Source organism: Lacticaseibacillus sp. 53-4 (assembly GCF_016861805.1).
Lineage (GTDB): Bacteria > Bacillota > Bacilli > Lactobacillales > Lactobacillaceae > Lacticaseibacillus.
Genome location: NZ_BOLT01000004.1, coordinates 18,811 through 42,959, shown reverse-complemented (window position 1 = coordinate 42,959; position 24,149 = coordinate 18,811). Strand labels below are relative to the sequence as shown.

The window sequence follows — 24,149 nt, the reverse complement described above, 5'->3', positions numbered from 1 at the left end:
CATGCATACACTGATTAAAAACGCCAAGGTGATGGGCCCACAGTCCTTCACTGGGGACATCCTGATTGCAGACGGCAAAATCAGCGCGCTCGGCCGGCACCTGTTTGCACCGGCTGACGCCACCATCATTGACGCCCAGAACAATGCGGTCCTGCCTGGACTCGTCGACGTGCACGTGCATTTTCGCGAACCGGGCTTTGAGCAAAAGGAAACCATTAAAACCGGCGCGGCCGCGGCCGCGCACGGCGGCTTCACCACCGTGGTCGCCATGCCCAACCTGAACCCGGTGCCGGACAACGTCATCGACCTGCGCCAGCTGATCAAGAAAAACCACAGCGACGCCAAGATTCACGTTGAGCAGTTTGCGGCGATTACGAAGGGGCTGCACTCCAATGAAATCGATGATTACCAGGCCCTGAAAGACGCTGGTGCGCTGGGCTTTTCCAACGACGGGGTCGGCATCCAGGACGCGGCCACGATGTACCAGGCCATGCAGGCGGCCGCAAAAGTTGACGCGCCGATTGTCGCCCACATTCAGGACGACGGGCTGATGGCCGGCGGTGTGATCAGCACGGGTACCAAAGCCAACGCCTTTGGGCTGCCAGGCATCAACCACGTCAGCGAATCCGCCCAGCTGGCCCGCGACCTGACGCTGGCCGAAGCGACCGGCGTGCACTATCACGCCTGCCACGTTTCGACCAAGCAAAGCGTCGAGCTGATCCGCGACGCCAAGGCGCGCGGGGTTAACGTCACCGCCGAGGCCACGCCGCACCACCTGCTGCTGGACTACGAACACATTCCAGCCAACGATCCGAACTACAAAATGAACCCGCCGCTGCGGGCCGAAATGGACCGCATGGCGCTGATCGATGGGCTGGAAGACGGCACCATCGACATGATCGCCACCGACCATGCGCCGCACACGGCAGCGGACAAGGCAGGAGACTTCAGCACGGCCGCCTTTGGCATCGTTGGCAGCGAAACGGCCTTCGCGCTGCTTTACACCAGCCTGGTCAAAAGCGGGCGCTTCACGCTCGACCAGCTGATTGAGTGGATGAGCACAAACCCCGCCAAGGCGTTTGGGTTGCCCGCCGGCAGCATCGGCATCGGTCAACCCGCTGACCTGACGATCATCGATTTGAACAAGCAGTACAAGATCGATGCCAACACGTGGTTGTCGAAGGGGCGCAACAGTCCGTTCATCGGGCGCGAAGTCTCTGGCCAGGTGCTTTATACGCTGGCCGATGGGCAAATCGCATACAAGGAGGAGAACCAGTGAAACGCTATTTGATCCTTGAAGACGGCTCAGTTTTTCCTGGGGAAGGGTTTGGTGCCGAAACGGTCACTACCGGCGAAATCGTGTTTAACACCGGGATGAGCGGCTACCAGGAAACTATCACCGACCAAAGCTACAACGGGCAGATCATCACCTTTACGTATCCGTTGATCGGCAACGCCGGCATCAACCGGGACGACTACGAAAGTATTAACCCGACCGCCAAAGGGGTGGTGGTGCACGAGGCCGCCCGTGTCACTGGCAACTGGCGCGCGCAGATGACCCTTGACGAATTTTTGCGGCGCAAGCACATCCCCGGCATTGCCGGCATCGACACACGGGCGTTGACCAAGCGCCTGCGCGAGGCTGGGACGATGAAGGCCAGCATCGTTGACGCGGCCGATGAGCACGCGTTCGATCAGCTGCGAGCGCTGGTCCTGCCGAAAAACCAGGTTGCCCAGGTCGCAACGACCCAGGCCTACCCGGCACCGGGCACCGGCAAGGACATCGTGGTGGTGGACTTCGGACTAAAGCACAGCATCCTGCGCGAGCTTTCCAAGCGCGAGTGCAATGTGACCGTGGTACCGCCGACCATTACGGCCAGCGAGATCCTCGAGCTGAATCCGGACGGGGTGATGCTGACCAACGGCCCTGGCGATCCCAAAGACGTGCCAGGCGCTTTGGACATGATCCGCGGCGTGGAAGGGCACATTCCGATGTTTGGCATCTGCTTAGGCCACCAACTGTTTGCGCTGGCCAACGGCGCCGACACTTTTAAGATGAAGTACGGCCACCGCGGCTTCAACCACCCGGTGCGCGAGATTGCGACCGGCCGCATCGACTTCACCAGTCAGAACCACGGCTACGCGGTCGACCCGAACTCGATCGACCCTGATCAGCTGCTGGTCACGCATGAGGAGATCAATGATCACACCGTCGAAGGCCTGCGCCATCGCTTGTACCCGGCGTTTTCGGTCCAGTTTCATCCAGACGCGGCGCCTGGTCCTCACGATGCCGCGCATCTATTCGACGAATTCATGGAAATGATGGACGCCTTTTCGGCCAACAAAGGAGCGAGTCATGCCAAAACGTACTGATATTCACAAGATTCTGGTCATCGGGTCAGGCCCCATCATCATCGGGCAGGCTGCGGAATTCGATTACTCAGGCACCCAGGCCTGCCTGGCGCTGCGTGAGGAAGGCTACGAAGTCGTGCTGGTGAACTCCAACCCGGCAACCATCATGACCGACAAGGAAATCGCGGACAAGGTTTACATCGAGCCGCTGACGACTGAGTTTGTCAGCCAGATTTTGCGCAAGGAGCTGCCAGATGCCATCCTGCCGACCATTGGCGGCCAGATCGGCCTCAATCTGGCGATGGCCCTGGCCAACTCGGGCATTCTTGACGAACTGCACATCGAACTGCTCGGCACCAAGCTCAGCGCCATCGACCAAGCCGAGGACCGTGAGCTGTTCAAGAACCTGATGCAAAAGCTGCACCAGCCGATCCCCGAGTCCGCCATCGCCCATAACTTCGACGAGGCCAAGGCGTTTGCGGAAAAAATCGGCTACCCGGTCATCATCCGGCCCGCCTTCACCATGGGCGGCACCGGCGGCGGCATTGCCAAAACCGAGGCCGAGCTGCGCACCATCACTGAAAACGGGCTGAACCTGAGCCCAGTGACTCAGGTCCTGGTCGAGCGGTCGATCGCCGGGTTCAAGGAAATCGAATTTGAGGTCATGCGCGATGCCGCCGACAACGCCATCGTGGTCTGCAACATGGAAAACTTCGACCCCGTCGGCATTCACACCGGTGATTCGGTCGTGTTCGCTCCGGTGCAGACACTGACCGACAAGGAAGTGCAGATGCTGCGCGACGCCTCGCTGAAAATCATCCGGGCACTGAAAGTCGAAGGCGGCTGCAACGTGCAGCTGGCCCTGGACCCCAACTCCTTCAAGTACTACGTCATCGAAGTCAACCCGCGGGTGTCCCGCTCGTCGGCTTTGGCCTCCAAGGCGACCGGCTATCCGATTGCTAAAATGGCGGCCAAGATCGCCGTGGGCCTGCACCTGGACGAGATCAAAAATCCCATCACGGACGCGACCTACGCCGAGTTCGAACCGATGCTCGATTACGTCGTGGCGAAGATCCCGCGGTTCCCGTTTGATAAATTTGAGCACGGCGACCGCACGTTGGGGACCCAGATGAAGGCCACCGGCGAGGTGATGGCGATCGGCCGCAACATCGAGGAATCGCTGCTCAAGGCCGTGCGCGGGCTCGAAGTGGGGGCGACCCACCTGGAGCTGGCGGCCGCCAAGCAGCTGTCTGATCAGGCGCTGACCGATCTGATCGTTACCCCGACGGACATGCGGCTGTTTTACCTGGCCGAGGCGCTGCGGCGCGGCTTTACCCTGGGCGAGCTGGCCGAGCTGTCGCACATCAACATTTTCTTCCTCGACAAAATTAAACACATCATCGAGCTCGAAGATGAGTTGAAGGCTCATCCGGGCGACTTGGAAGTGCTGCGCACCGCCAAGCGCAATGGGTTTGCCGATCAGGAAGTCGCCAAGCTGTGGGGGCAAACCATGGATGAGGTCCGCGACCTGCGTCGGGCCAATCAGCTGACGCCGGTCTATAAAATGGTTGACACCTGCGCCGGCGAATTTGCCTCAACCACGCCATACTTTTACAGCACCTACGAAACTGAAAACGAAAGCCAAAAGAGCGGCCGCAAGAGTGTCCTAGTCCTGGGCTCCGGCCCGATTCGCATCGGCCAAGGCGTCGAATTCGACTACGCGACGGTTCACTCGGTCAAGGCGATTCAAAAGGCAGGGTATGAGGCCATCATCATGAACTCAAACCCCGAAACCGTCTCCACTGACTTCTCGATTTCCGACAAGCTGTACTTTGAGCCGCTGACGATCGAGGACGTCCTCAACGTGATCGACCTGGAGCAACCGCTGGGCGTCATCGTCCAGTTTGGCGGGCAAACGGCCATCAACCTGGCGGCGCCGCTGGCCGCCCACGGCGTGAAGATCCTCGGCACCAGTCTGGATGACCTGGACGCCGCGGAAGACCGCGACCGCTTTGATGAAATCATCACCAAGCTGAACATCCCCCAGCCAGTGGGGGACACGGCCACCGATAAAGCCGGGGCCATCGCGATCGGCCAGAAAATCGGCTACCCAGTCCTGGTACGCCCAAGTTACGTGCTCGGCGGCCGGGCGATGGAAATCGTGCACTCCTCGGCGGAGCTTGCGGATTACATCGACCGGGCGGTGTCCGTTTCCAACGACCACCCAGTCCTGATCGATCAGTACCTGGTCGGCAAGGAATGTGAGGTTGACGCGATTTGCGACGGCGAGACCGTCGTGATTCCGGGCATCATGGAACACATTGAGCGCGCCGGGGTGCACAGCGGCGATTCCATGGCCGTTTACCCGCCGCAAGACTTCAGTCAGACGATTCAAGGCCAAATCGAACGTTACACCATCGACTTGGCGCACGCGCTGCACTGCGTTGGCATCATGAACATTCAGTTCATCGTGCATGACAATCAAGTTTACGTGATCGAAGTCAACCCGCGGGCCAGCCGGACCGTGCCATTTTTGAGCAAAGTCACCGACATTTCCATGGCGCAGCTGGCCACCCAGGCCATTTTGGGACTCAAGCTTAAGGATCTGGGTTTTGAAAATGGGCTGCAGCCGCTGCGCGATGGGGTCCATGTCAAGGCGCCGGTCTTCAGCTTTTCCAAGCTTAACGACGTCGACAGCACGCTGGGGCCGGAAATGAAGTCGACCGGTGAGGTGATGGGCTCGGACAGCACGCTGGAAAAGGCGCTGTACAAGGCCTTTGAAGCCAGTCACACGCACCTGCCGGCGCACGGCATCGCGCTGTTCACCGTCGCCGATCCCGATAAGCCCGAGGCAGTGGCGCTGGCCAAGCGCTTCCGCGAGGTCGGCTATCAAATCGATGCCACCGCCGGGACCGCCGAGGCGCTGCGGGCGGCAGGCATTCGCACCAAGGTGATTGCCAAGCTCGGCGAAAGCGGCGAGGATGCCATCCTCGATGCCATCTCAGACCGCAAGCTGCAGCTGGTGATCAACACCACCAGCCAGGACAAGGCGACGACCAGCGACGGCTACCGCATTCGCCAGGCAGCGATCATGCATGGGGTGCCGCTGATGACCAGTCTGGACACCGCGCGCGCCATCGTTCAGGTGCTCGAGTCGCGCGCCTTCACCACTAAGCCATTGTAGGAGGAAGTATGTCACCAATCATTGCACTGGATTTTCCCACCATTGAGGAAACGACGGCCTTTCTTGAGCGCTTCAAGGGCGTGCGGCCGCTGACTGTCAAAATTGGCATGGAGCTGTTCTACGGCGTCGGCCCACGCGCGGTAGGCGGCGTGATGCTTCAGGGCGACGTCAATGTCTTCCTCGACTTAAAACTGCACGATATTCCTCACACCGTCGAGCGGGCAGCCTATCAAATCGGTCGCATGGGAGTGCAGCTGACCACCGCGCACGCGGCAGGAGGCGGCGAGATGCTGGCGGCCGCCAAACGCGGTCTGCTCGCCGGCGCGGCCGAATCCGGCTTTCCCGCGCCCAAGCTGCTGGCAATCACGCAACTGACGTCGACCTCGGCCGCCATGATGCATAACGAGCTGCAGATCCCCGGTCCCGTTGCCGATTCGGTGCAGCATCTGGCTGCCGTCGCCCAGGCGGCCGGCGCTGACGGGGTCGTCGCAAGCGCGCAGGAGGCGCCACTGATTCGCGCCATCACCCGGCCGGACTTCTTGATCGTCACGCCAGGGATCCGACCCGCCGGCAGCGAAAACGGCGATCAAGTTCGCACCACGACACCGGCGCAGGCGGCGCAGCTGGGCAGCTCAGCGATTGTGGTCGGCCGGCCGATCACGCAAGCGGCTGATCCGGTCAAAGCGTTCAAACAAATTGGCAGACAATGGAGGCGCGCAAATGAGTGAGATTGAAACCACGATTGCCACTGACCTATTGACGATCGGCGCGGTGACCCTGCGGCCCAAAGCGCCATTTACCTGGGCGAGCGGCATTCACAGCCCGATTTACACCGATAACCGGCTCACCATCTCGTATCCCGCGGTGCGCACGCGCATTGCAGACGGGCTGGCGCAGCTGATCAAAACCCAGTACCCGGACGTGCAGGTAATTGGCGGGGTCGCCACGGCAGGCATTCCCCATGCCGCCCTGGTGGCCGAGCGTCTGAACCTGCCGCTGGTCTACGTCCGCAGCAAGCCCAAGGACCACGGGCAGGGCCGGCAGATCGAAGGCCGCCTGGACCAACAGGCCAAGCTGGTGTTGATCGATGACTTGCTGAGCACTGGCGGCTCGGTTTTGAAGGCGGCAGAGGCGGCGCGGCGCGAAGGCGCGAACGTCATCGGCGTGGCAGCCATTTTCAGCTACCAGCTGCCGGCACTCACCGCCAATTTTGAAGCGGCCAAAACCAAGTTCGTCACGTTGACCAATTACACCACGCTGATTCAAACGGCGCAGGCCCACGGTCAAATCGATGCGGATGAGTTGGCGCTGCTGCACGCCTGGCGCAAGAACCCCACCCACTGGGAGGGCTAACTGGTTGCCACTGATTCAGCCAAGGAAAGGAAGCAAATCGCATGTTGACCCTTGAAACCAGAATTGCCGGCCGCCACTTTGACAGTTGCCTCATGAACGCGGCGGGCGTCCGCTGCCAGTCCGCCCAAGACTTAGACGCCCTGGTGCAATCGCGCGCCGGTGCCTATGTTACCAAAAGTGCCACCCTAGCGCCGCGCCCAGGGAATCCATCGCCGCGCATGGCCACCATGCCGCACGGCAGCTTCAACTCCATGGGCCTGCCCAACAACGGCCTGGCGTATTACCTCGACTACGTGCTGACGGACGAGCAGAACCGCCCAGGGAAAACAAACTTCCTGTCGCTTGCCGGGACCAGTCTTGATGACAATCTGGCAATGCTTCACGAAATCAACGACTCGGCTTACCAAGGCTTTGTGGAACTGAACCTGTCTTGTCCCAACGTGCCGGGCCATCCGCAAACCGGCTACGATTTTGTGGCCACGCGGCAAACTCTGGAAGCCGTGTTCGACTTTTACCAAAAGCCGCTGGGGGTCAAGCTGCCGCCGTACTTCGACATGGCCCATTTCGATACGATCGCTGGCATCCTCAACCAATTTCCGCTGAGCTTTGTCACGACCATCAACAGCGTCGGCAACGGCCTGCTTGTCAATTTTGAGACCGAAACGGTGGCCATCAAGCCCAAGGGCGGCTTTGGCGGGATCGGCGGCGCCAGCATCAAGCCGACCGCCCTGGCCAACGTGCGCGCCTTAGCCCAGCGCCTGAATCCGGCCATCGCTGTGATTGGCGTCGGCGGCATCATGTCTGGCCGCGACGCCTTTGAGCACATTTTGTGCGGGGCCTCGATGCTGCAAATCGGCACGCAGTTTGGGTACGAAGGGCCGGCAATCTTTGCTCGGATCGAAAAAGAGCTTGGTGACATCATGCTGCTGAAGGGCTACACCAGTATTGAGGACTTCCGCGGCAAACTCAAGACGCTCGATTAACCAGCGACGTCAAAGCGGCACCCCAGATTTGCTCTGGGGTGCCGCTTTGCGTAACTGCTTTTACAGCGTGGGCTGATGGCGCAGCCGCTCGACGATTGCCTCGTCAGGCGTCACGACCACCGTGCGCTGGCCTTCGTACACCACAAACCCGGGCTTGGCGCCATTGGGCTTGCGGATCTTCTTCACTTCGATCCAATCGACCTGGACGTTCGCCGAGGCGCGGCTCTTGGAGAAGTAGGCAGCAAGCATCGCAGCCTCCATCAGGGTCTTGTCGCTGGGTTTGGCTGAATCGATGATGACATGGGAGCCAGGGACGTCCTTGGCGTGCAGCCAGATGTCGGTTTTGGCGGCCTTGTGGAGCGTGAGCTGGTCATTTTGCAGGTTGTTCTTGCCGACCCAGATCTTGGTGCCATCGGAGGCATAAAACTCCTCAGGCTTCGCAATCTTGTGCTTTGGCGCCTTTTTGCCTTGCTTGTGGACCTTGAGGTAGCCGCCGTCCTGCAGCTCGGTGCGAATGTCGTCGAGGTCCTTGGGGCTGGCAATTTCGATTTGCGCCATGATGCCGGTGAGGTAATCGAGCTCGGCCTGATTCTGCTTCATCTGCTCGTTGACGTAGGCCACAGCGTTGCGGAGCTTCTGATAGCGGGAAAAATACTTCTGCGCGTTCTTTGATGGGGATAACTGGTTGGACAAACTGATTTTCAGCGGCTTCATGTTGTCGTAAAAATTGGGCAGGGTAACGCTGGTGTCGCCGCGCTTGACTTGCGCCAGGTAGGTGGTGAGAATCTCGCCGCGGATCCGGTAGTCATCGGCTTTTTCCGTGTCCTTGAGGGTTTGCTGCAGCTTTTTTTGCTTCTTCTCGTCGCGCTCGATCAAGGTCTTCAGCGGGCGGATCAGGTTGTCGCCTTGGGTGCGTACGCGGTCGTGCTCGGCTTTTTGCGCGTAAAAGGCGTCCAGCATCTCGCTTAACGACGCAAAGGTTTGCTGGGTGCCTTCATGCGTCTCGTAGGGCAGGGCGGAGAAGCTCACCTTGGCGCCGGTGGCGATGGTCGCAGTCGGGTGGTCCAGCGCAGCAAAAAAGTCGTCCCAGGCCGCATCGGCATCCCCAGCGCTCAGCCTGGCTGCCAGCTCCTTGGCGGAGTCGCCTGCTAGGCCCTGATAATGACGCTGCAGGAGCTGAGCCAGCGGCACGTCAGTAGTTTTCATCAGCTCGCGGTAGCCGCGGGTGTCGTCGGTGAAGGGGTCGATTTTGTCCTGCGCCGGCGCCGGCACGTATGGCGCACCGGGCAGCAGGGTCCGGAAACGGTCCTGATCGGGGCCGACATGGCGGATCAAGTCAATAATCTTACCGGTCTTGAGATTGACCAGGGTAATGTTGGAGTGCCGCGCCATGATCTCAACCATCAGGCGCAGGCTCAGGTCATCGCCCAGCTCGTCGCGCGTGGAAAAGTCGAGGTGCAGCACCCGGTCATTGGCCACCTGGGTCAGGGCCTGGAGCGTCGCGCTGGCCAAGTACTTGCGCAGTGTCATGGTAAAATTCGTCGGGACCTTGGGGTTTTCGTAGGGAATCTGCGTGATCTGGACCCGTGCAAACTGCGGGTTGGCCGACAGCAGCAGGGGCCAATTTTTCCGGTTGGCCCGAATGGTCAAAATGACCTCGTTATTGTATGGTTGGGTGATTTTATTGACGCGGCCGCCCACCAGTGGCTGCAGTTCTTTCGCCATGGCATGCGTGAATAAGCCGTCAAATGACATCGCAAACCTCTTTTCTGCCCGCTCAGGGCCGGCAATTGCTGTCCTTTATTCTACCGGTTTTCCAGGCCCGACGCAAAGCGCCACCGCGCGTTATTCTTCTAAAATAAGACAGAAAATGTTATGCTGTTCTAAGCAAATTCAGAAAAGTGGGTGTAGCAAATGAAGATCGCCGTCGTGACCGACAGCACCGCATACTTATCCGATCAGCAGATCGCGGCCAATCACATCAAGATCGTGCCGATTCCCGTTATCCTGGACGGCACCGTGTACGACGAAGGCAAGGACATCACCACTGCCGAGTACTACGCAAAATTGCGAACCGCTAAGACGTTCCCCAGCACCTCTCAGCCGCCTTTGGGCGAAGTGCTGAAACTATACGAAAACCTGGCTAACGAAGGCTACGACACCATCATCTCGATTCATCTGGCCAGCACGATTTCCGGGTTTGTGGAGACGCTGCGCGCGGCCGTCGCCGACTTCAAGCCGGCGCATGTCATCGTGTACGATTCCCAAATCACGGTCATCTTGATGGGTGAGCTGGTCCTGACCGCCGCAAAAATGGCGGCAGCTGGCAAGACGCCAGACGAGATCATCCAAACGCTGGATGCACTGCGCGCCACCATGGGTGAGTACTTCATCGTCAACGACCTGCAAAACCTGGTGCGCGGCGGCCGCCTGAGCAACGCGGCAGGTTTTATCGGCGGCATGCTGAAGATCAAGCCGCTGTTGACCTTCGACGACGACTCGCACAAGATCGTCGCCTTCGAGAAGGTTCGCTCGCTGAAAAAAGCGTACTCGCGGGTCGAGGAACTGCTCGCCGCGGAGCTGGCAAAAGTCGACTACCCGGTCAAGGCGTGGGTCATTCACGCCAACGACCCCGAAGCCGCGGGTGCTTGGCAAGCCGAGCTGAAGGAGAAGTTTCCGCAGGTGACGTTTGAAGTCTCATACTTCGGTCCGGTCATCGGCACCCACCTGGGGGAGAAGGCCATCGCGGTGGCCTGGATCCAAGACCTCAGCCGCACCGTGAAGTAATCTCAAACCAGCCGCTTAAAGGGCTGGTTTTTTGGTATCATGGAAGAGACAGCGGCCGCTTGCCGCCAGCGCTTAAATCTTTTAATTAATCGAGGCAATTATGTTTATTCACGCATCTCAGAAAAAAGGCCGCATCCTGTCGGCCCGCACAGTTTACAGCGGGCACATTTTTGAGGTCATTCAGCAAACCATCGACACCCCGGACGGCCTGCGCGTGGAGCGCGATCTAATCAAGCACGCGCCGGCAGTGGCCATGCTGGCGCTCACGCCGGATGATCAGGTGCTGATCAACCGCGAGTACCGTGTCGGCATCAACACGGAATCTTTTGCGCTGCCCGCCGGCCTGATGGACCCGGGCGAGGATCCGCTCAAGGCCGCCAAACGCGAGCTTGAGGAGGAAACCGGTTATGTGACGGACGACATCACGGAAATGTGCGCGATCCGCTCCAGCGAAGGCATGACCGACGAGGTCGTGCACCTGATGCTGGTCCACATCGATCCGGCCAAGCGCACCCCCAAGCATTTTGACCAGGACGAATTCGTGACCAGTCAGCTGGTGCCACTAAACGAAGTCATCGCTGCGGTCAAAAGCGGCAAAATCGCTTCTGCCCAAAGCGTTGGCGCCATCAGCTACTACGAGGCATTCGTAAAAGGAGACCGCGCATGAGTTTAAAAGACGTGAAGTTTATCGCCACCGACATGGATCACACACTGCTGACTGAGGCCAGTGTGCTGCCGCCGCGGTTTCAGGAGCGGCTCGAGGCCCTTGACCGCCTCGGGATTCAATTCGGGATCGCCAGCGGCCGGCCGCTGTATACCCTGCAGGACATTTTCCCGCATGACCACCAAAAGCTGGCCTTGATTTGCGATAACGGTGGCGTGATCAGTTTCCGCGGTCAGCTCATCAGCAAAACTTTGATGCCAACTGCGACAGTTCAGGAAATGGTGCGCGTGATCCGCGACGAAACCGATGGGCTGCCGCTGATCTGCGGCATCACTGAAGCCGTGGGGCAAACCGCCGACCGGCAGTACGACTCAGTCTATCGCGAGTTTTACCACCGGCTCTCCTACCTGGATGACCTGACCACCTGGAGCGGCGAGGCGGACAAGGTGACGATTTACCTGCCTAATGGCGACGCCAGGGCGGTCTTTGATGACGTGATCGCGCCGCGGTTTGGCGGTCAATTTTCCGCGGCCGTTTCCGGTCCGGTCTGGATCGACATCATGATGCCTGACATCAACAAGGGCAACGGCATGCGGGCAATCGGCAAGCAGATGGACATCACGACGGACCAAATGATGGCCTTTGGCGACAACTTCAACGACGCCGAAATGCTCAAGGCGGTCAAGTACAGCTACCTGGTCAATAATTTTGCACCGGGCATGGAGCAGTTTGCGACCTACCGCACCGGGACCAACGAGGAATACGGCGTCGTGCAGGTGCTCGACCAGGTGATCGCCGCGCACCGGGCGCAGTGAGGACTTCAATGACAGTAACGCTGACACATTACGCTTGCGAGGCAAAACTATGAACTTTGAGTATTCTCCTTATGATAACCCGGCCGTTCAATGGGTCGGCACTGCGGAAGACCGCGCTTTATTCAAGGCCCACCGCGATGGGGCGACCATCTTGTCTTGCAACGACGACATCGTCGGTGCGCTAACCACTTGGCGCAATCCGTTGCATCCTTACCTGATGCGGTTTGTGACCGTGACCACCGCAAAGGCCGACGCCCTGCCGCAAGCGGAGCTCGCTGATACGCTGCTCACGCCGGTGGTTGACCGCGCCAAAAACGCCGGGCAGCGAGGGATTTTGACCGTCAGCACGGACACCCAGTCGGCACTGCGATCTGCCACGATTTCCCGTGGGCTGCGCCGGATTCGGACCACGTTCAAACCGAAACTGGCGTTAAAAACGGCCCACACCGCCACAGTTTCTTTGACCCCAGGGACAAGGCTCTTGACGCAAAGTGACGTTCTCCAATCCGAACCATTGAGTAATGCGTTGATTCAAGCGGCCTACTTAACCTACCAAAAGCGCCATGAAGTCGATCCAGTCAAGCCGTTTGCCGACAATGACTGGGCGCCGCGCATCCTGACCGACCTCGAACCGACAGCACCGCTTGCGCTGGCGCAAGGGGACAACATCGTCGCGTATTGCCTGACGTATCTGCGCGGCAATCGGCTCGAATTCGGTGGCGCCTGGGGCCAAGATCACGGCCTGCTTGACGGCCTGCTCGCTTACACCCTACCAGCTTTGGCCAGTCGTTACCCGACCCTGGAAGGGGCCTTTGCAGACGTCGATGAGGGCGGCATGCAGGTTTACATGTCTTTTCCAGATCAAGCGACGGCCCAGGAAAGTGCCGCATTTGCCATTTTGTTCTAATTGAGAAGGGTCCCGCTGAGTGGGCCTTTTTTCATGCAGAACAGCAGATTTTTGCGCACCGCAAGTGTGATTCGGGTACACTAGGAGGAACTGGGGGTGAGTGCGTGAAACGCCAACTAAAAATGGCTTTATCGGTTCTGGGCGCGCTGGTAGCCGCCGGCATTGTGTACGGCTTATGGCGGCAGTACCGCGGCAGCTTTTCGTTGCTGCTGGAATCCACCACGCAGGCGGAAAATGCAATCGCCAGTTTGCGTGATTATGGCCCCTTAGAAGTCATTTTGTTTTTTGGACTGCTGGTCTTAATGTGCTGCATCCCTGGGGCACCGAGTTCGGTGGTCGCAATTTTCACCGGGGTCTGCCTGGGGGATTGGGCCGGTTTTTTGGTCAGTGCTGCTGGGCTCACGGCCGGTAATCTCGTCCAAAGCGGGGTGCTGAAATTGCTCGCTGATCGCCGCGATAAGGAGCCAACCAACTGGCTGTATCAGAGCCTGGTGACCATGAAGCATCCGCGACTCGGGCTGCTCATCGGTTATGCGGTGCCGATGATACCAACTATGCTAGTCAATGTGGCATCGGTGCACCTGCGCGTCTCTGAGCGCTCGCATGCACTGGTCTGCCTGCTCGGCAGCACATTGGTGGCCGCCTTGTATGCCTTTGGCGGTGACGCCTTGATTCGCGGTAATCGGCGGCTGCTGATTACCCTGATTATCGTGTTTGCCGCGCTGTCGGTGCTGATCCTGGTTATTCGCAAGGATCGCCAGCGCCGGCGCAGCGAGCATTAAGCGCCGAGACAAGAAGAGAGAAGGAGGACTGTCATGCCATTTACAACCAATTCCGCTGGCCGACTCAAGCCGCCGCCACTGCGCCGCGGCGATCAGGTCGCGATTGTCAGCTTGTCCAGCGGAATTCTGGGGGAGCCCGCCACAGCCCATCAGCTCGCCCTCGGCAAACGGCGCCTGCGCGAGCTGGGACTGGTCCCGGTCGTGATGCCGCACGCCTTAGATGGGCTTGCCGCACTGGCGGCGCACCCTGAACACCGCGCCGCCGACTTGAAAGCCGCCTTTGCTGACCCAGAGATTACTGGCATCATCGCCGCAATCGGTGGGGAAGACACCTTCAGGCTGGCGCCTTATTTGATGGCAGACCCCGCCTTTGCTCAAGCCGTTCGCCTGCAGCCTAAATTATTCACCGGCTTTTCTGACACGACGATCGATCACCTGATGCTGTATCGCCTGGGTCTGCAGAGCTTCTACGGACCCAATTTGTTGAATGACCTGGCGGAGCTCGACACGGCAATGCTGCCGTACACGCAAGCGACATTTGCGCATTATTTGACCAATCCGGCCACCACAGCCATCACAGCTAGTCCGGTGTGGTACGAAGAGCGCGAAGACTTTTCGCCCGCCGCTGTGGGTACTGCCCGCGTCAGCCACCGCGAGACGCACGGCTTTGAAATCCTGCGGGGCGAGGGGCAGGTGAGGGGGCCGCTGCTGGGCGGCTGCCTAGAAAGTTTAGATGACTTGCTGGTCAACCACCTGCCCAATGAGCGGGCCTTTAGCGAACAATATGGGCTGATGCCGACACCTGAGGAGTGGCACGGCAAACTCCTGTTCATCGAAACCAGCGAGGAGCGGCCGGCGCCTGCCAACTATCGCCTGATGCTGCAGCACCTGAAGACTTACGGGATTTTTGACCAGGTGGTTGGGATCATTGCGGGCAAGCCGCAAAATGAGCGCTACTACGCTGAGTACAAGCAGATTCTGCTCGAGGAAACTGAACCAGAACAGCTGCCAGTGCTGTTTAATGCCAACTTTGGGCACGCTTATCCGCGCGCGGCGCTGCCGTACGGCGGCATGGCTTGCTTAGATTGCACCCAGAAAGCCTTCACCATCACCGAGCCATTTTTCAGTTAAAGGGCGGTCTGGCGGCGTTTTCACAATAGTACCAGTGCAATTGTATGGTACAATAAGTAACCGAAAAGAGTGTTTCGTTGAGGAGGACGCGTATGCGGCAGGTTCATTTTCACCGGTTAAAGAAGCGCTACCGGCCCTGGGTCTGGGGTCTGGTCGTGATTGTGGTGGTGGCGCTGATCGGCGTCAGGGCGGCTGAGCACCTTCAAGCGTCGGCTTCGACCACGCGCCAGAACCAGACAAGCAAGGTCACTAAGACCAAGCCTGCCAAAAAATTCGCGGCAAAGTCTGTTGACAAGCACAAGGCGAAGCCAAAGACGGCGGCACCATCCGTGATGCGCAAGCCAATTGACTGGCATCAGCCATCTGAGACCGTCGCATACCCAACTATCACCAGCGCTGAAAAAGTGGCGATGCGGGTCAACTTGAAAAAACAGCGGGTCTACATCCTGATCAATGGCAAAGTTGCTTACACCATGTATGCGTCTAGTGGCATCAATAATCTGACGCCGAAGGGGCACTTCCAAATCGGGACTCGCGGCGATCACTTCTACACGCCATCGGAAAAAATGGGCGCCAATTACTGGACCGCATTTTCCGGCACAGGCTACCTGTTTCACTCGGTGCCGGTCGACGTCAACGGCAATTATCTGCCAAAAGAGGCCGCTAAGTTGGGCAAAGAGCCTGGTTCTCATGGCTGCGTACGGTTGAGTATTCCTGACGCCAAGTGGGTCAATGAAAATATTCCCACCGGCACGCCAGTCGACATCAGCTGAGCATTCGTCACCAACAAAATTGGGGCACATTCTGGAAGAGGGTTATCGGGGTAATGCGTTTACGTCAACCACAATCGAATCCATCAAGGGCTTCCCGAAGACTTGTTTCGTCAAGAGTTAAGCGGTTGGCCTTACTAGCCGTCGCCTTGATCGTTGTTGCCTTGGGCGTTGCCTTGGTGACGCGGCAGCAGGTGCAGGCGGTGCATCACGACCGCGTTGCTCAAAGCAAGTCAAAGCAGCGTTCGCATGCGGTCCGGCCGCACAAGGTGACTAAACCAAAGCGGGCCGCCGTGATGCGCACGCCGATCGACTGGCACCTGCCATCGGAAACGGCTGCATACCCAGACCTCACACATGTTCAGAAGCTTTCAATGGAAGTTCGCCTCGACAAACAGCGGGTCTACATTCGCGGCAATGGCAAACTACTTTACACGATGTACGCGTCAACTGGCATTGATGGCCGCACCCCAGAAGGCCATTTCAGCATTGGGCAACGCGGACTGCACTTCTTCAATTCCAGTCCGGCGGTGCGGCTCGGGGCTAACTACTGGACGTCGATTTACCAAAATCGGATTCTTTTTCACACAGTGCCGTTTGACGCTCAAGGCCATTACGACATCAAAGAGGCCAGTGACTTGGGTAAGCGCGCCGGGTCACACGGCTGCGTGCAGCTGAGCATTCCAGACGCCAAATGGATCTATGACAAAATTCCTGAAGGTACGCCGGTCACGATTGACCATCACTAAAAAAGTCTTTCTGCAACACGCCAGCGTCTTAGAGCACTTGGCGGTTGCAGAAGGACTTTTTTTGAACCTGTAACAGGATTTGATTTCAACCAAAGCCTGGTCAATGATCAGCTGGCAGCAAGTCGACGGCGCCTGGTTTAGTCGATTCTCAGATTGCCGATTGCATCACCAAAGGCACAGTCAATCATTTAACTGAGCGGTAAATGGACAGTGGGGTGTACGACATTTAGGGGTGAATTTAGCCCTGTTGTTTTTTGATATATTCTAGTCCATATATTCTAGTTCACATAATATATATTATACGAAGTAGCGCTTAAGAGCCGAAGGGACTGGCTTAGTCAATTCACGTCAGCTGCAGCTTCTATACCATCGACTGCCGGTCAACTCTAAGTTAGTTTTTGTGCGACTGCAGTTTCATCAGTCTCTTCGTCTGTTTCAACTTGCTGTGCGTCATCGCGGCTCAGAATCGTCCGCAGCAAATCATCAACCGACAGTCTTCAATAAATCTCTGCGTACAAGATCTCAATCTGCCATCACACTTGTTCAAGTCACACTCACGCGTCGGTCTTAATCTGCGCCTTGCATGTGGCTTGCTGACATCGTGATTCTGAGGAATTAGACCATCAACTATGCGTCTACTAAGCTGAACTCGCATCAGATTCACAACTGATAATTCAGCTGTTCCGATGCGGCTAGAGTCTGCTGACGGTGACCCATAGAATCTGCGATTTACGTCAAAGGAACCATCAACTAGGCTCAAAATCAGTCTCGACACGCTGAAGGCTCGTTTTACTGAGCCGCGGTGATCGTAATCAGCCTGAGTCAACCGGCTGGTGCAACGCAGGACAATAGAGGCTGCATGGGCGAATTTGCTGCGGGCTGCAACAAACTGGTACGACATTTCGCCGTATCCATAACCATGTATAACAATTATCAAGGCTAGAAAATAATCGCCTATGCAAAAGTTATACATGTCTAAACTTATTCAACAACAAAAAATCGGCAGCCAGGTCAAATGCCCAGCTGCCGCGGTTTTTCAATTAATCGACAGAATTAAACGACGCGATGGTTTCCTTATCCAACCGGCGCAGAATCTCGGTGCCCAGCTTGCTGGAAACCTGGAAATCGCTCAAGGCGGTGAAGGTATACGCGGTGTGTTCATAGCGGACTGGAATGCCGACCACGATGGTTGGGACGCCTTTCCAGTAACCAATCGCTGCCCCGTTCTGTCCCCCACCCGTCCGCACGGCCCGGGTGTATGGGAGGTGCAGCTCGTCGGCCAAATCAGCCGCGAACTGCTGGAAGTTCGGATTCGCGATGTAGGTCGTATCCAGATCCCGCAGCATCGGGCCTGCCTTGACGCGAGTCTGCGAGAGCCAGTCAGGCTCGAAGGTGTCATCAGCCGGCACCCCTTCGTAAACAATGGCGATGTCAGGGTCGACCTTGCGCGCAGTGACGTAAGCACCACGCAAGCCAACCTCTTCCTGCGTAGACAGTCCGGCGATGACATCCACGTTGAGGTCGTCGTCCTTGAGGTTGTCAAACGTATCGATCAAGGCTGCGGCGCCGATACGGTCATCAAACGCCTTGCCGAAGAACATGCCGTGTTTGGCATCGTATTCGCACTTCACGTCAGGAAAAATCGGGCAGCCGGTGTCGATGGCGTAATCCTCAAGAGTTTCCTCGCGCGAGGTGCTGCCGACGTCGATTGACATGCCGGCAATGGTTGGCACGGCGTTGCGTTCTGCGGCCGTCATGAAGTGTGGCGGCTTGGTCGCCACCACACCTGGAACGTACTCGCCGCGCTTGTTGCGCACGACCACGCGCATCGCCGGGACATTGGTCGGCACCCAGCCGCCAAGCGTGACGAACTTGATCAGACCGCTGGGGCGAATGGCCTGGACCATGAAGCCGACTTCATCGGCATGGGCATCCATTTGCACCACGGGCCGATCGCCGGTGTTTTGCTTGCGGGCGGCCAGCGCGTTGAACATGCCATCGATTGTGACGTCCGCGTACGGCTTCATCTGGTCGCGATACAGCCGCACCACGTCTTGTTCAAAGCCTGGCACGCCATACGCGTCTGAGAATTGTTTGATCAGATCGATCTGAGTTTGCTCTTCCATTGCTTTTCCTCCTACCAAAAAAGGCTCCGGCAGCCGCCTGAGCCTCAATCAACTTACGCCTCAAACGCCTTTTGCAGCGGTGGGACGACTTGCTTCTTGCGGGAAACCACGCCAGGCAGCGCGATGCGGTGGTCCGCATCGAACTTCTGGTTAAAGGCCGCCTCCAGCTTGTTGGCATTCTTGCCGTAGAAGAAGCCGGTGGTATCGGAGTCCAGGATATTGGTGGCCAAAAGCAGGAAGGAATCGTAGCCGTTCTTTTCGGCTTCGCTCTTCATGGTGGCTTCAATGGCCGCCTGACGCTCGTAAACCTCGTTCAGGTCAACGACATTGACCTGGCCGATGCGCACCGAGGTGCCGCCCATATCGAAGCTCTTGGCGTCGCCTTCAACGATATCCAGATCGGACTTGGCCGCCAGGTTGGTGCCTGCCTTCAGCATGGCGAGGCCGTATTCCTGCAGGTCAAAGCCGCCGATTTTTGCCAGTTCTGGCAGGACCTTGCGCTCAACGTCAGTAGTGGTCGGGCTCTTCAGCAGCAGCGTGTCTGAAATCATCCCGCTCGCCATCAAGCCGGCCAGCTGGGGGCTGATCTTGAAGCCTTTTTCCTGGAACATTTCGTAGATGACCGAGTTGCAGCTGCCAATCGGCTCTGCGCGGTAGAACAGCGGTGCGGCCGTTTCGAAGTTGGCGATTCGATGGTGATCCACAACGGCGGCAATCGTGACGTCCTTGATGTCGGACACACTCTGCTGGAACTCGTTGTGGTCGACCAGCATGACCGTGTCGGTCTCGTTAGCGGCAGTCTTGATCACGCGCGGGGTGGCCTTCTTGAAGGTTTTGAGCGCAAAAGCCGTTTCGGCGTTCACTTCGCCCAAAGCGACCGCCTCAACATCAGTATTGCCGAGCTGCTTTTGGTATTCCGCGAAACTCATCGCGGAGGTTACGGCGTCGGTATCTGGATTCTGATGACCAAAAATCAATGTTGTCATGGTGTGACTCCCTTTTTCAGTATTGCGCTTTACGCGTACTAGTCCAGTTTAACACGGTTCTCAGCGACCCGCGACAGGTAATCCTTCTTGTCCAGGTACGCATCGAAGCTGTTCAGAAACTGCTCGACCCGCGGAATGGTGTCCTTGCCCTTGCGGAAAATGAACGCCAGCTCGAACGACACTGCCGGCTCAAACGAAACCGCGTACGCATCGATTTCATCCTGATGAGCTTGGTAGAACGACGTCGGCAGCGCCGTGTTCACGCCAGTGAGATTGAGAAACTGCATCAGCTGAAACGGTGTGGTGAACTGCGCCACGATGTGCGGGTAGTCGACCATTTGGTTCTTGTAGGCCTCGTGCAGGAAATACGACAGGAAATAGGAATCCGGGTACGTCACCCACGGCTGGCTCAGGGTGTCGCGGAAGTGCACACGCTTGCGCTTGGCCAGCTTCTCGTTGTGGTGCAAAAACAGCAGCTGTTCGTCAACGATTTTACGGCTTTCGTACGGCTTCCAGTTCTTGATCGTGTCATCCGGCAGGTACATGATTGCCAGGTCGATCTGGTTGTTTTCAAGCTGCTCCCAAATCTCGTGGCGGGTCATGTTCAGAAACACAATCTGCACATCGGGGTTTTGCTTGTAGTATTCCGCGGAAAAACCGATGAAGGCCGAAGACTCCACGGAGGCCAGCATGCCGATCTTGATCACGCCGGAGTTGGCGTTGCTGGCCTGCTGGATCTCATCGGTCGCCTGGTTCAGCGTCTCGTAAATCGAATGCGTGGCGTCGAGCATCGTGCGCCCAGCATCGGACAGATGCAGCTTCTTCCCCACCGAGTAGAAGAGCGGGGCCCCCACGGTCCGCTCTAGTTTCTTAATTTGCTGCGTCAGCGCCGGCTGCGTGATGCCCAGCAGCTGAGCGGCCTGCGTGTAATTCATGGTGTCCGCCAATTGCAAAAAATACGACAGTGTCTTTGACGAAAAAATGCTCTCCTGCTTTGTCTTCATGTGCTACTCCTTCGTTCGGGTCTCCGCCCAGTTCACGACCACAACCATTGCCAGCATAACGAAATAAATCGCTTACCTAATAATAAGGTACAAAAAAAGAAAGAGCAACCAAAAGCTCTTCCTTCTTATCATAACAATTATCTGAATGTCTAGTTTGCCGGCTTCCAGGTCTTCCAGCCGGTGTAATCGGCCGTGTGCAGCAGCTGCTCCGCGTTTTTGACCCGGTCGGCTGTTGGCGGCTCGATGCCTTCAAGCGGATAGGTAATGCCTAATTCGTGGTACTTTTTGACCCCCAGCGTGTGGTAAGGCAGCACCTCAACTTTTTGAACATTATTTAGAGTTTTGATGTAGTCCCCCAGCTGCTTGAGATACACGTCGTAGTCGGTGCGCTCAGGCACCAGCACGTGGCGGATCCACATGTCGCAGCCGTTCGCCGACATCCACTGGATCATATCGAGGATGTTCTCGTTCCCGATGCCGGTGAGTTTCTTGTGCTCAGCCGAGTTGATATGCTTGATGTCGACCAGTGAAATGTCGGTGACCTTCATGAGCTCCTTGAACTTCGAGAACCACGGCTCGTCGCGGGTAAACGGACCGCCTGAGGTATCCAGGCAGGTCGAGATGCCGCGTGCCTTGGCCTTGGTGAACAGGTCGAGCAAAAAGTCGATCTGCACCAGGGACTCGCCGCCGGAGCATGTCAAGCCGCCGGTCTCACCCCAAAACGCGCGGTAGCGTTCGGCGTTATCCAGCAGCTCATCCGCGGTCATTTCGGTGCCGACACCGATGTTCCAGGTGTCAGGGTTGTGGCAGTACTGGCAGCGCATCCGGCAGCCCTGCAGGAAGGCCACGAAACGGATACCGGGACCGTCAACTGAGCCGAAACTTTCCAGCGAGTGCACATACCCTTTGACTGGCCCCTCATCCTCAACGCCAATGGAGTCCAGCACGTTCAGTGGTGTTTTGGTATTATCGATCAATTTCATCAAAATGCCTCCTGTCAGTTTCAGCATACGCGGTCTTGCCCACAAGCGGCAAGCATTTTTGCCGCCTCTGGGCAAAACGGGAGTCCCGTTTACGAGGCTCCCGCTTAGTCGAATTGTTTGAATTGCACACGGCTCGGCAGCGGAACGCACCGAGTATGAAAGTGGTCTTACATTTCCTCGAAGAAGGTCCGGGCAATGACGTCGTCCTGTTGCTCCTTGGTCAGATCTGCGAAGTAGACGCAGTAACCGGAGACGCGGACCGTCAAAGTTGGGTATTCTTCTGGGTGCTTCTGGGCATCGATCAAGGTCTCCTTGTTGAAGACGTTGATGTTCAGGTGCATCCCGTTGTTCTCCATGTAACCGTCGATCATGTGAACCAGCGTGTCCTTGCGGGTTTCATCATCGTGGCCCAAGGTGTTCGGGGTGACGCCGAACGTGTTGGAGATCCCGTCTGTTGCGTAGTGATATGGGATCTTCGCGGTGGACATCAGGGAAGCCAGCGCGCCGTTCTTTTCAGCGCCATAAGCTGGGTTTGCACCAGGTGAGAATGGTTCGCCCTTCTGGCGGCCGTTAGGCGTGGTCCCAGTGTTCTTGCCGTAAACCACGTTGGACGTAATGGTCAGAACAGAAGTTGAGAGCTTAGCACCGTGGTACAGGTGGTGCGTGTTCATCTTGTTGTAGAAGTACTTGATCAGCCACTTGGCAATGTCGTCAGCGCGGTCATCGTTGTTCCCATAGCGTGGGTAGTCGTCGTTTTCGGCCTTGAAGTCGATGGCAACGCCCTTTTCGTCGCGGATCGGGTGAACCTTGCCGTACTTGATCGCGGAAATGGAGTCAACCGCGTGCGAGAAGCCGGAAATCCCTGTCGCGAAGGTGTAGTCCAGGTGGGTGTCCTTCAATGCCAACTGAGCGGATTCGTAGTAGTACTTGTCGTGCATGTACTGAATCGCGTTCAAGGCGTTGACATAGACATCGGCCAGCCAGCCGGCCTGGACGTCGAACTTCTTCATGAATTCATCATAGTCGATGACGTCAGAGGTAATTGGCTCAGTCTCAGGACCAACTTGCGTCTCGCCGATTTCGTCCATCCCACCATTGATGGCGTAAAGGATGGCCTTCGCCAGGTTTGCCCGGGCGCCGAAGAACTGAACGCCGTCCTTGATTGGTTGTGCGGAAACACAGCAGGCGATACCGTAGTAGTCGGTGCCCCATTCGGTGCGCATCAGTGAGTCGTTTTCGTACTGAATGGTCGAACTGGAGATGGAGACTTCAGTCGCGTAGCGCTTGAAGCCTTCTGGCAGCTTCTCGTCCCACAGCAGCGTGATGTTTGGCTCTGGTGCCGCACCCATGTTGTCGAGGGTCTTCAGGAAGCGGAACGCGGTCTTGGTGATGTGGTGACGGCCGTCAAAGCCGACACCGCCCAAGCTGAGGGTCGCCCAGATTGGGTCGCCTGAGAACAGCGAGTTGTACTCTTCGGTCCGAATGAAGCGCACCATGCGGAGTTTCATGACCAAGTGGTCGATCAGCTCTTGGGCCTGGCTTTCGTCAAGCAAGCCGCGCTTCATGTCGCGTTCGATGAAGGCATCGATTGTGGTGTCGATGCGGCCAACTGACATGGCAGCCCCGTTTTGGGTCTTGACTGCGGCCAGGTAGCCGAAGTAGATCCACTGAACGGCTTCTTGGGCGGTCGTTGCCGGCTTGGAAATATCGAAGCCGTAGCTGGCTGCCATCTTCTTCATGTCGTTCAGGGCCCGATACTGGTCGGAAACCTGTTCGCGCAGGCGGATCACATCGTCGGTCATTTCGCCGTCGCCGATGTTGTCGAAGTCCGCCTTCTTGGCTGCCATCAACGCGTCGATCCCGTAAATCGCGATCCGTGGGAAGTCCGCCACGATGCGGCCACGTGCGTAGGCATCTGGCAAGCCGGTCACGATCTTGTAGTGGCGCGCCTTGCGCATGTCCGGTGTGTAAACATCGAACACGCCTTGGTTGTGGGTCTTGTGGTATTCAGTGAAAATCTTGTGCATTTCTGGATCTGGGGTGTACCCGTAGGACTTAAGCGCATCCTCGGCCATCCGGATCCCGCCGAAAGGCATGAACGCACGCTTGAATGGCTTGTCGGTCTGCAGACCAACGATCTTTTCCAGATCCTTGTTCAAGTAGCCCGGGCCGTGGCTGGTGACCGTTGCGACCACTTTGGTGTCCGCATCGAGCACGCCGCCAGCAGCACGTTCTTGCTTCTTCAGGTTCAGCACCTGATTGTTCAAGATCGTGGTTGCTTCAGTTGGGCCGGCAAGGAATGATTCATCGCCGTTGTATTGTGTCAGGTTGTGCTGAATGAAATCGCGAACGTTGATCTCATCCTGCCAGTCGCCGCCGTTAAAACCTTCCCAGTAGGTCTTGACGTCAGTTTTGTCTAACTGCTTCATCTGGATAGCCTCCTAATTGTTGAACTTTTACCACAGTTCTTACGTAATTAGTATAACACGTCACAAGACCCGTGCAAGCCTTTTCTTTCCCTTTGCACAGGCATTGATAGCCCTATCAGGATTGTGTCTTAAATGTAAATTCCG

At 57.5% G+C, this 24,149-nt stretch carries 20 protein-coding genes; 14 read left to right on the top strand and 6 right to left on the bottom strand.

The window, feature by feature from the left end; all coding sequences use genetic code 11:
- Window position 1: 1 nt before the first annotated feature.
- From JUF21_RS02680 to JUF21_RS02655, 6 genes are read left to right on the top strand one after another with little or no spacing between them, the layout of a single operon-like run.
- Entirely contained in the window at window positions 2-1,279 is a 1,278-nt protein-coding gene (locus JUF21_RS02680) for a dihydroorotase (RefSeq protein ID WP_203623301.1), read from the top strand.
- The gene (locus JUF21_RS02675) at window positions 1,276-2,373 is read left to right on the top strand and encodes a carbamoyl phosphate synthase small subunit (RefSeq protein ID WP_125754488.1); all 1,098 of its coding nucleotides are present in this window, start codon (window positions 1,276-1,278) and stop codon (window positions 2,371-2,373) included. Before JUF21_RS02680 ends, JUF21_RS02675 begins: the two co-directional genes overlap by 4 nt.
- Window positions 2,357-5,536: a carbamoyl-phosphate synthase large subunit gene (gene carB / locus JUF21_RS02670; RefSeq protein WP_203662987.1), complete on the top strand. Its 3,180-nt coding sequence runs from the start codon at window positions 2,357-2,359 to the stop codon at window positions 5,534-5,536. The genes JUF21_RS02675 and carB overlap by 17 nt, the downstream gene beginning before the upstream one ends.
- An 8-nt stretch (window positions 5,537-5,544) precedes the next feature.
- Window positions 5,545-6,264, top strand: a complete 720-nt coding sequence (pyrF, locus tag JUF21_RS02665; protein WP_203662979.1) for an orotidine-5'-phosphate decarboxylase — start codon at window positions 5,545-5,547, stop codon at window positions 6,262-6,264.
- On the top strand, window positions 6,257-6,889 hold the full coding sequence (pyrE, locus tag JUF21_RS02660) for an orotate phosphoribosyltransferase (RefSeq protein ID WP_203623298.1): 633 nt from the start codon (window positions 6,257-6,259) through the stop codon (window positions 6,887-6,889). Before pyrF ends, pyrE begins: the two co-directional genes overlap by 8 nt.
- A gap of 41 nt (window positions 6,890-6,930) precedes the next feature.
- Complete coding sequence (locus tag JUF21_RS02655; RefSeq protein ID WP_203662977.1) at window positions 6,931-7,872, top strand: dihydroorotate oxidase; 942 nt, start codon at window positions 6,931-6,933, stop codon at window positions 7,870-7,872.
- Between the two features lie 60 nt (window positions 7,873-7,932).
- On the opposite strand, the gene JUF21_RS02650 is transcribed toward JUF21_RS02655, so the two are convergent.
- Complete coding sequence (locus tag JUF21_RS02650; protein ID WP_203662967.1) at window positions 7,933-9,627, bottom strand: NFACT family protein; 1,695 nt, start codon at window positions 9,625-9,627, stop codon at window positions 7,933-7,935.
- Between the two features lie 159 nt (window positions 9,628-9,786).
- On the opposite strand from JUF21_RS02650, the gene JUF21_RS02645 reads away from it, so the two are divergent.
- From JUF21_RS02645 to JUF21_RS02610, 8 genes are all read left to right on the top strand, one after another.
- Entirely contained in the window at window positions 9,787-10,659 is an 873-nt protein-coding gene (locus tag JUF21_RS02645; protein ID WP_203623295.1) for a DegV family protein, read from the top strand.
- Window positions 10,660-10,759: 100 nt separating this feature from the next.
- Window positions 10,760-11,326 (top strand): NUDIX hydrolase, encoded by a 567-nt coding sequence (locus JUF21_RS02640; RefSeq protein ID WP_125754481.1) that lies wholly within the window; start codon window positions 10,760-10,762, stop codon window positions 11,324-11,326.
- Complete coding sequence (locus JUF21_RS02635; RefSeq protein WP_203662965.1) at window positions 11,323-12,138, top strand: HAD family hydrolase; 816 nt, start codon at window positions 11,323-11,325, stop codon at window positions 12,136-12,138. Before JUF21_RS02640 ends, JUF21_RS02635 begins: the two co-directional genes overlap by 4 nt.
- A gap of 49 nt (window positions 12,139-12,187) precedes the next feature.
- Complete coding sequence (locus tag JUF21_RS02630; protein WP_203623293.1) at window positions 12,188-13,045, top strand: hypothetical protein; 858 nt, start codon at window positions 12,188-12,190, stop codon at window positions 13,043-13,045.
- A 104-nt stretch (window positions 13,046-13,149) separates the two neighbouring features.
- Window positions 13,150-13,827 (top strand): TVP38/TMEM64 family protein, encoded by a 678-nt coding sequence (locus JUF21_RS02625; RefSeq protein ID WP_203623292.1) that lies wholly within the window; start codon window positions 13,150-13,152, stop codon window positions 13,825-13,827.
- A gap of 33 nt (window positions 13,828-13,860) precedes the next feature.
- Window positions 13,861-14,958: a S66 peptidase family protein gene (locus JUF21_RS02620; RefSeq protein ID WP_203623291.1), complete on the top strand. Its 1,098-nt coding sequence runs from the start codon at window positions 13,861-13,863 to the stop codon at window positions 14,956-14,958.
- Window positions 14,959-15,050: 92 nt separating this feature from the next.
- Window positions 15,051-15,731 (top strand): L,D-transpeptidase, encoded by a 681-nt coding sequence (locus JUF21_RS02615; RefSeq protein WP_203623290.1) that lies wholly within the window; start codon window positions 15,051-15,053, stop codon window positions 15,729-15,731.
- 125 nt (window positions 15,732-15,856) lie between these two features.
- Window positions 15,857-16,477, top strand: a complete 621-nt coding sequence (locus JUF21_RS02610; protein ID WP_203623289.1) for a L,D-transpeptidase — start codon at window positions 15,857-15,859, stop codon at window positions 16,475-16,477.
- Window positions 16,478-17,517: 1,040 nt separating this feature from the next.
- Here JUF21_RS02610 and JUF21_RS02605 read toward each other — a convergent pair.
- From JUF21_RS02605 to pflB, 5 genes are all read right to left on the bottom strand, one after another.
- A complete protein-coding gene (locus JUF21_RS02605) occupies window positions 17,518-18,603 on the bottom strand; it encodes a M42 family metallopeptidase (protein WP_203623288.1) in 1,086 nt (361 codons plus the stop codon).
- A gap of 53 nt (window positions 18,604-18,656) precedes the next feature.
- A complete protein-coding gene (locus tag JUF21_RS02600; RefSeq protein WP_203623287.1) occupies window positions 18,657-19,589 on the bottom strand; it encodes a manganese-dependent inorganic pyrophosphatase in 933 nt (310 codons plus the stop codon).
- A gap of 38 nt (window positions 19,590-19,627) precedes the next feature.
- Complete coding sequence (locus JUF21_RS02595; protein ID WP_125754472.1) at window positions 19,628-20,593, bottom strand: LysR family transcriptional regulator; 966 nt, start codon at window positions 20,591-20,593, stop codon at window positions 19,628-19,630.
- Window positions 20,594-20,742: 149 nt separating this feature from the next.
- Window positions 20,743-21,576 carry a pyruvate formate-lyase-activating protein gene (gene pflA / locus JUF21_RS02590; protein WP_125754471.1) on the bottom strand — a complete coding sequence of 278 codons (834 nt, stop codon included), beginning with the start codon at window positions 21,574-21,576 and terminating at the stop codon, window positions 20,743-20,745.
- A gap of 167 nt (window positions 21,577-21,743) precedes the next feature.
- Complete coding sequence (gene pflB / locus JUF21_RS02585) at window positions 21,744-24,005, bottom strand: formate C-acetyltransferase (protein WP_125754470.1); 2,262 nt, start codon at window positions 24,003-24,005, stop codon at window positions 21,744-21,746.
- Between the last annotated feature and the right edge of the window lie 144 nt (window positions 24,006-24,149).

Bases quoted from the DNA above. Each gene is read 5' to 3' on its own strand.
- pflA (WP_125754471.1), bottom strand. From the start codon at position 21,576: ATGAAATTGATCGATAATACCAAAACACCACTGAACGTGCTGGACTCC.
- JUF21_RS02595 (WP_125754472.1), bottom strand. From the start codon at position 20,593: ATGAAGACAAAGCAGGAGAGCATTTTTTCGTCAAAGACACTGTCGTAT.
- pyrF (WP_203662979.1), top strand. From the start codon at position 5,545: ATGTCACCAATCATTGCACTGGATTTTCCCACCATTGAGGAAACGACG.
- JUF21_RS02615 (WP_203623290.1), top strand. From the start codon at position 15,051: ATGCGGCAGGTTCATTTTCACCGGTTAAAGAAGCGCTACCGGCCCTGG.
- pflB (WP_125754470.1), bottom strand. From the start codon at position 24,005: ATGAAGCAGTTAGACAAAACTGACGTCAAGACCTACTGGGAAGGTTTT.
- JUF21_RS02650 (WP_203662967.1), bottom strand. From the start codon at position 9,627: ATGTCATTTGACGGCTTATTCACGCATGCCATGGCGAAAGAACTGCAG.
- JUF21_RS02600 (WP_203623287.1), bottom strand. From the start codon at position 19,589: ATGACAACATTGATTTTTGGTCATCAGAATCCAGATACCGACGCCGTA.
- JUF21_RS02620 (WP_203623291.1), top strand. From the start codon at position 13,861: ATGCCATTTACAACCAATTCCGCTGGCCGACTCAAGCCGCCGCCACTG.
- JUF21_RS02655 (WP_203662977.1), top strand. From the start codon at position 6,931: ATGTTGACCCTTGAAACCAGAATTGCCGGCCGCCACTTTGACAGTTGC.
- JUF21_RS02645 (WP_203623295.1), top strand. From the start codon at position 9,787: ATGAAGATCGCCGTCGTGACCGACAGCACCGCATACTTATCCGATCAG.
- carB (WP_203662987.1), top strand. From the start codon at position 2,357: ATGCCAAAACGTACTGATATTCACAAGATTCTGGTCATCGGGTCAGGC.
- JUF21_RS02605 (WP_203623288.1), bottom strand. From the start codon at position 18,603: ATGGAAGAGCAAACTCAGATCGATCTGATCAAACAATTCTCAGACGCG.
- JUF21_RS02640 (WP_125754481.1), top strand. From the start codon at position 10,760: ATGTTTATTCACGCATCTCAGAAAAAAGGCCGCATCCTGTCGGCCCGC.
- JUF21_RS02630 (WP_203623293.1), top strand. From the start codon at position 12,188: ATGAACTTTGAGTATTCTCCTTATGATAACCCGGCCGTTCAATGGGTC.
- JUF21_RS02680 (WP_203623301.1), top strand. From the start codon at position 2: ATGCATACACTGATTAAAAACGCCAAGGTGATGGGCCCACAGTCCTTC.
- pyrE (WP_203623298.1), top strand. From the start codon at position 6,257: ATGAGTGAGATTGAAACCACGATTGCCACTGACCTATTGACGATCGGC.
- JUF21_RS02635 (WP_203662965.1), top strand. From the start codon at position 11,323: ATGAGTTTAAAAGACGTGAAGTTTATCGCCACCGACATGGATCACACA.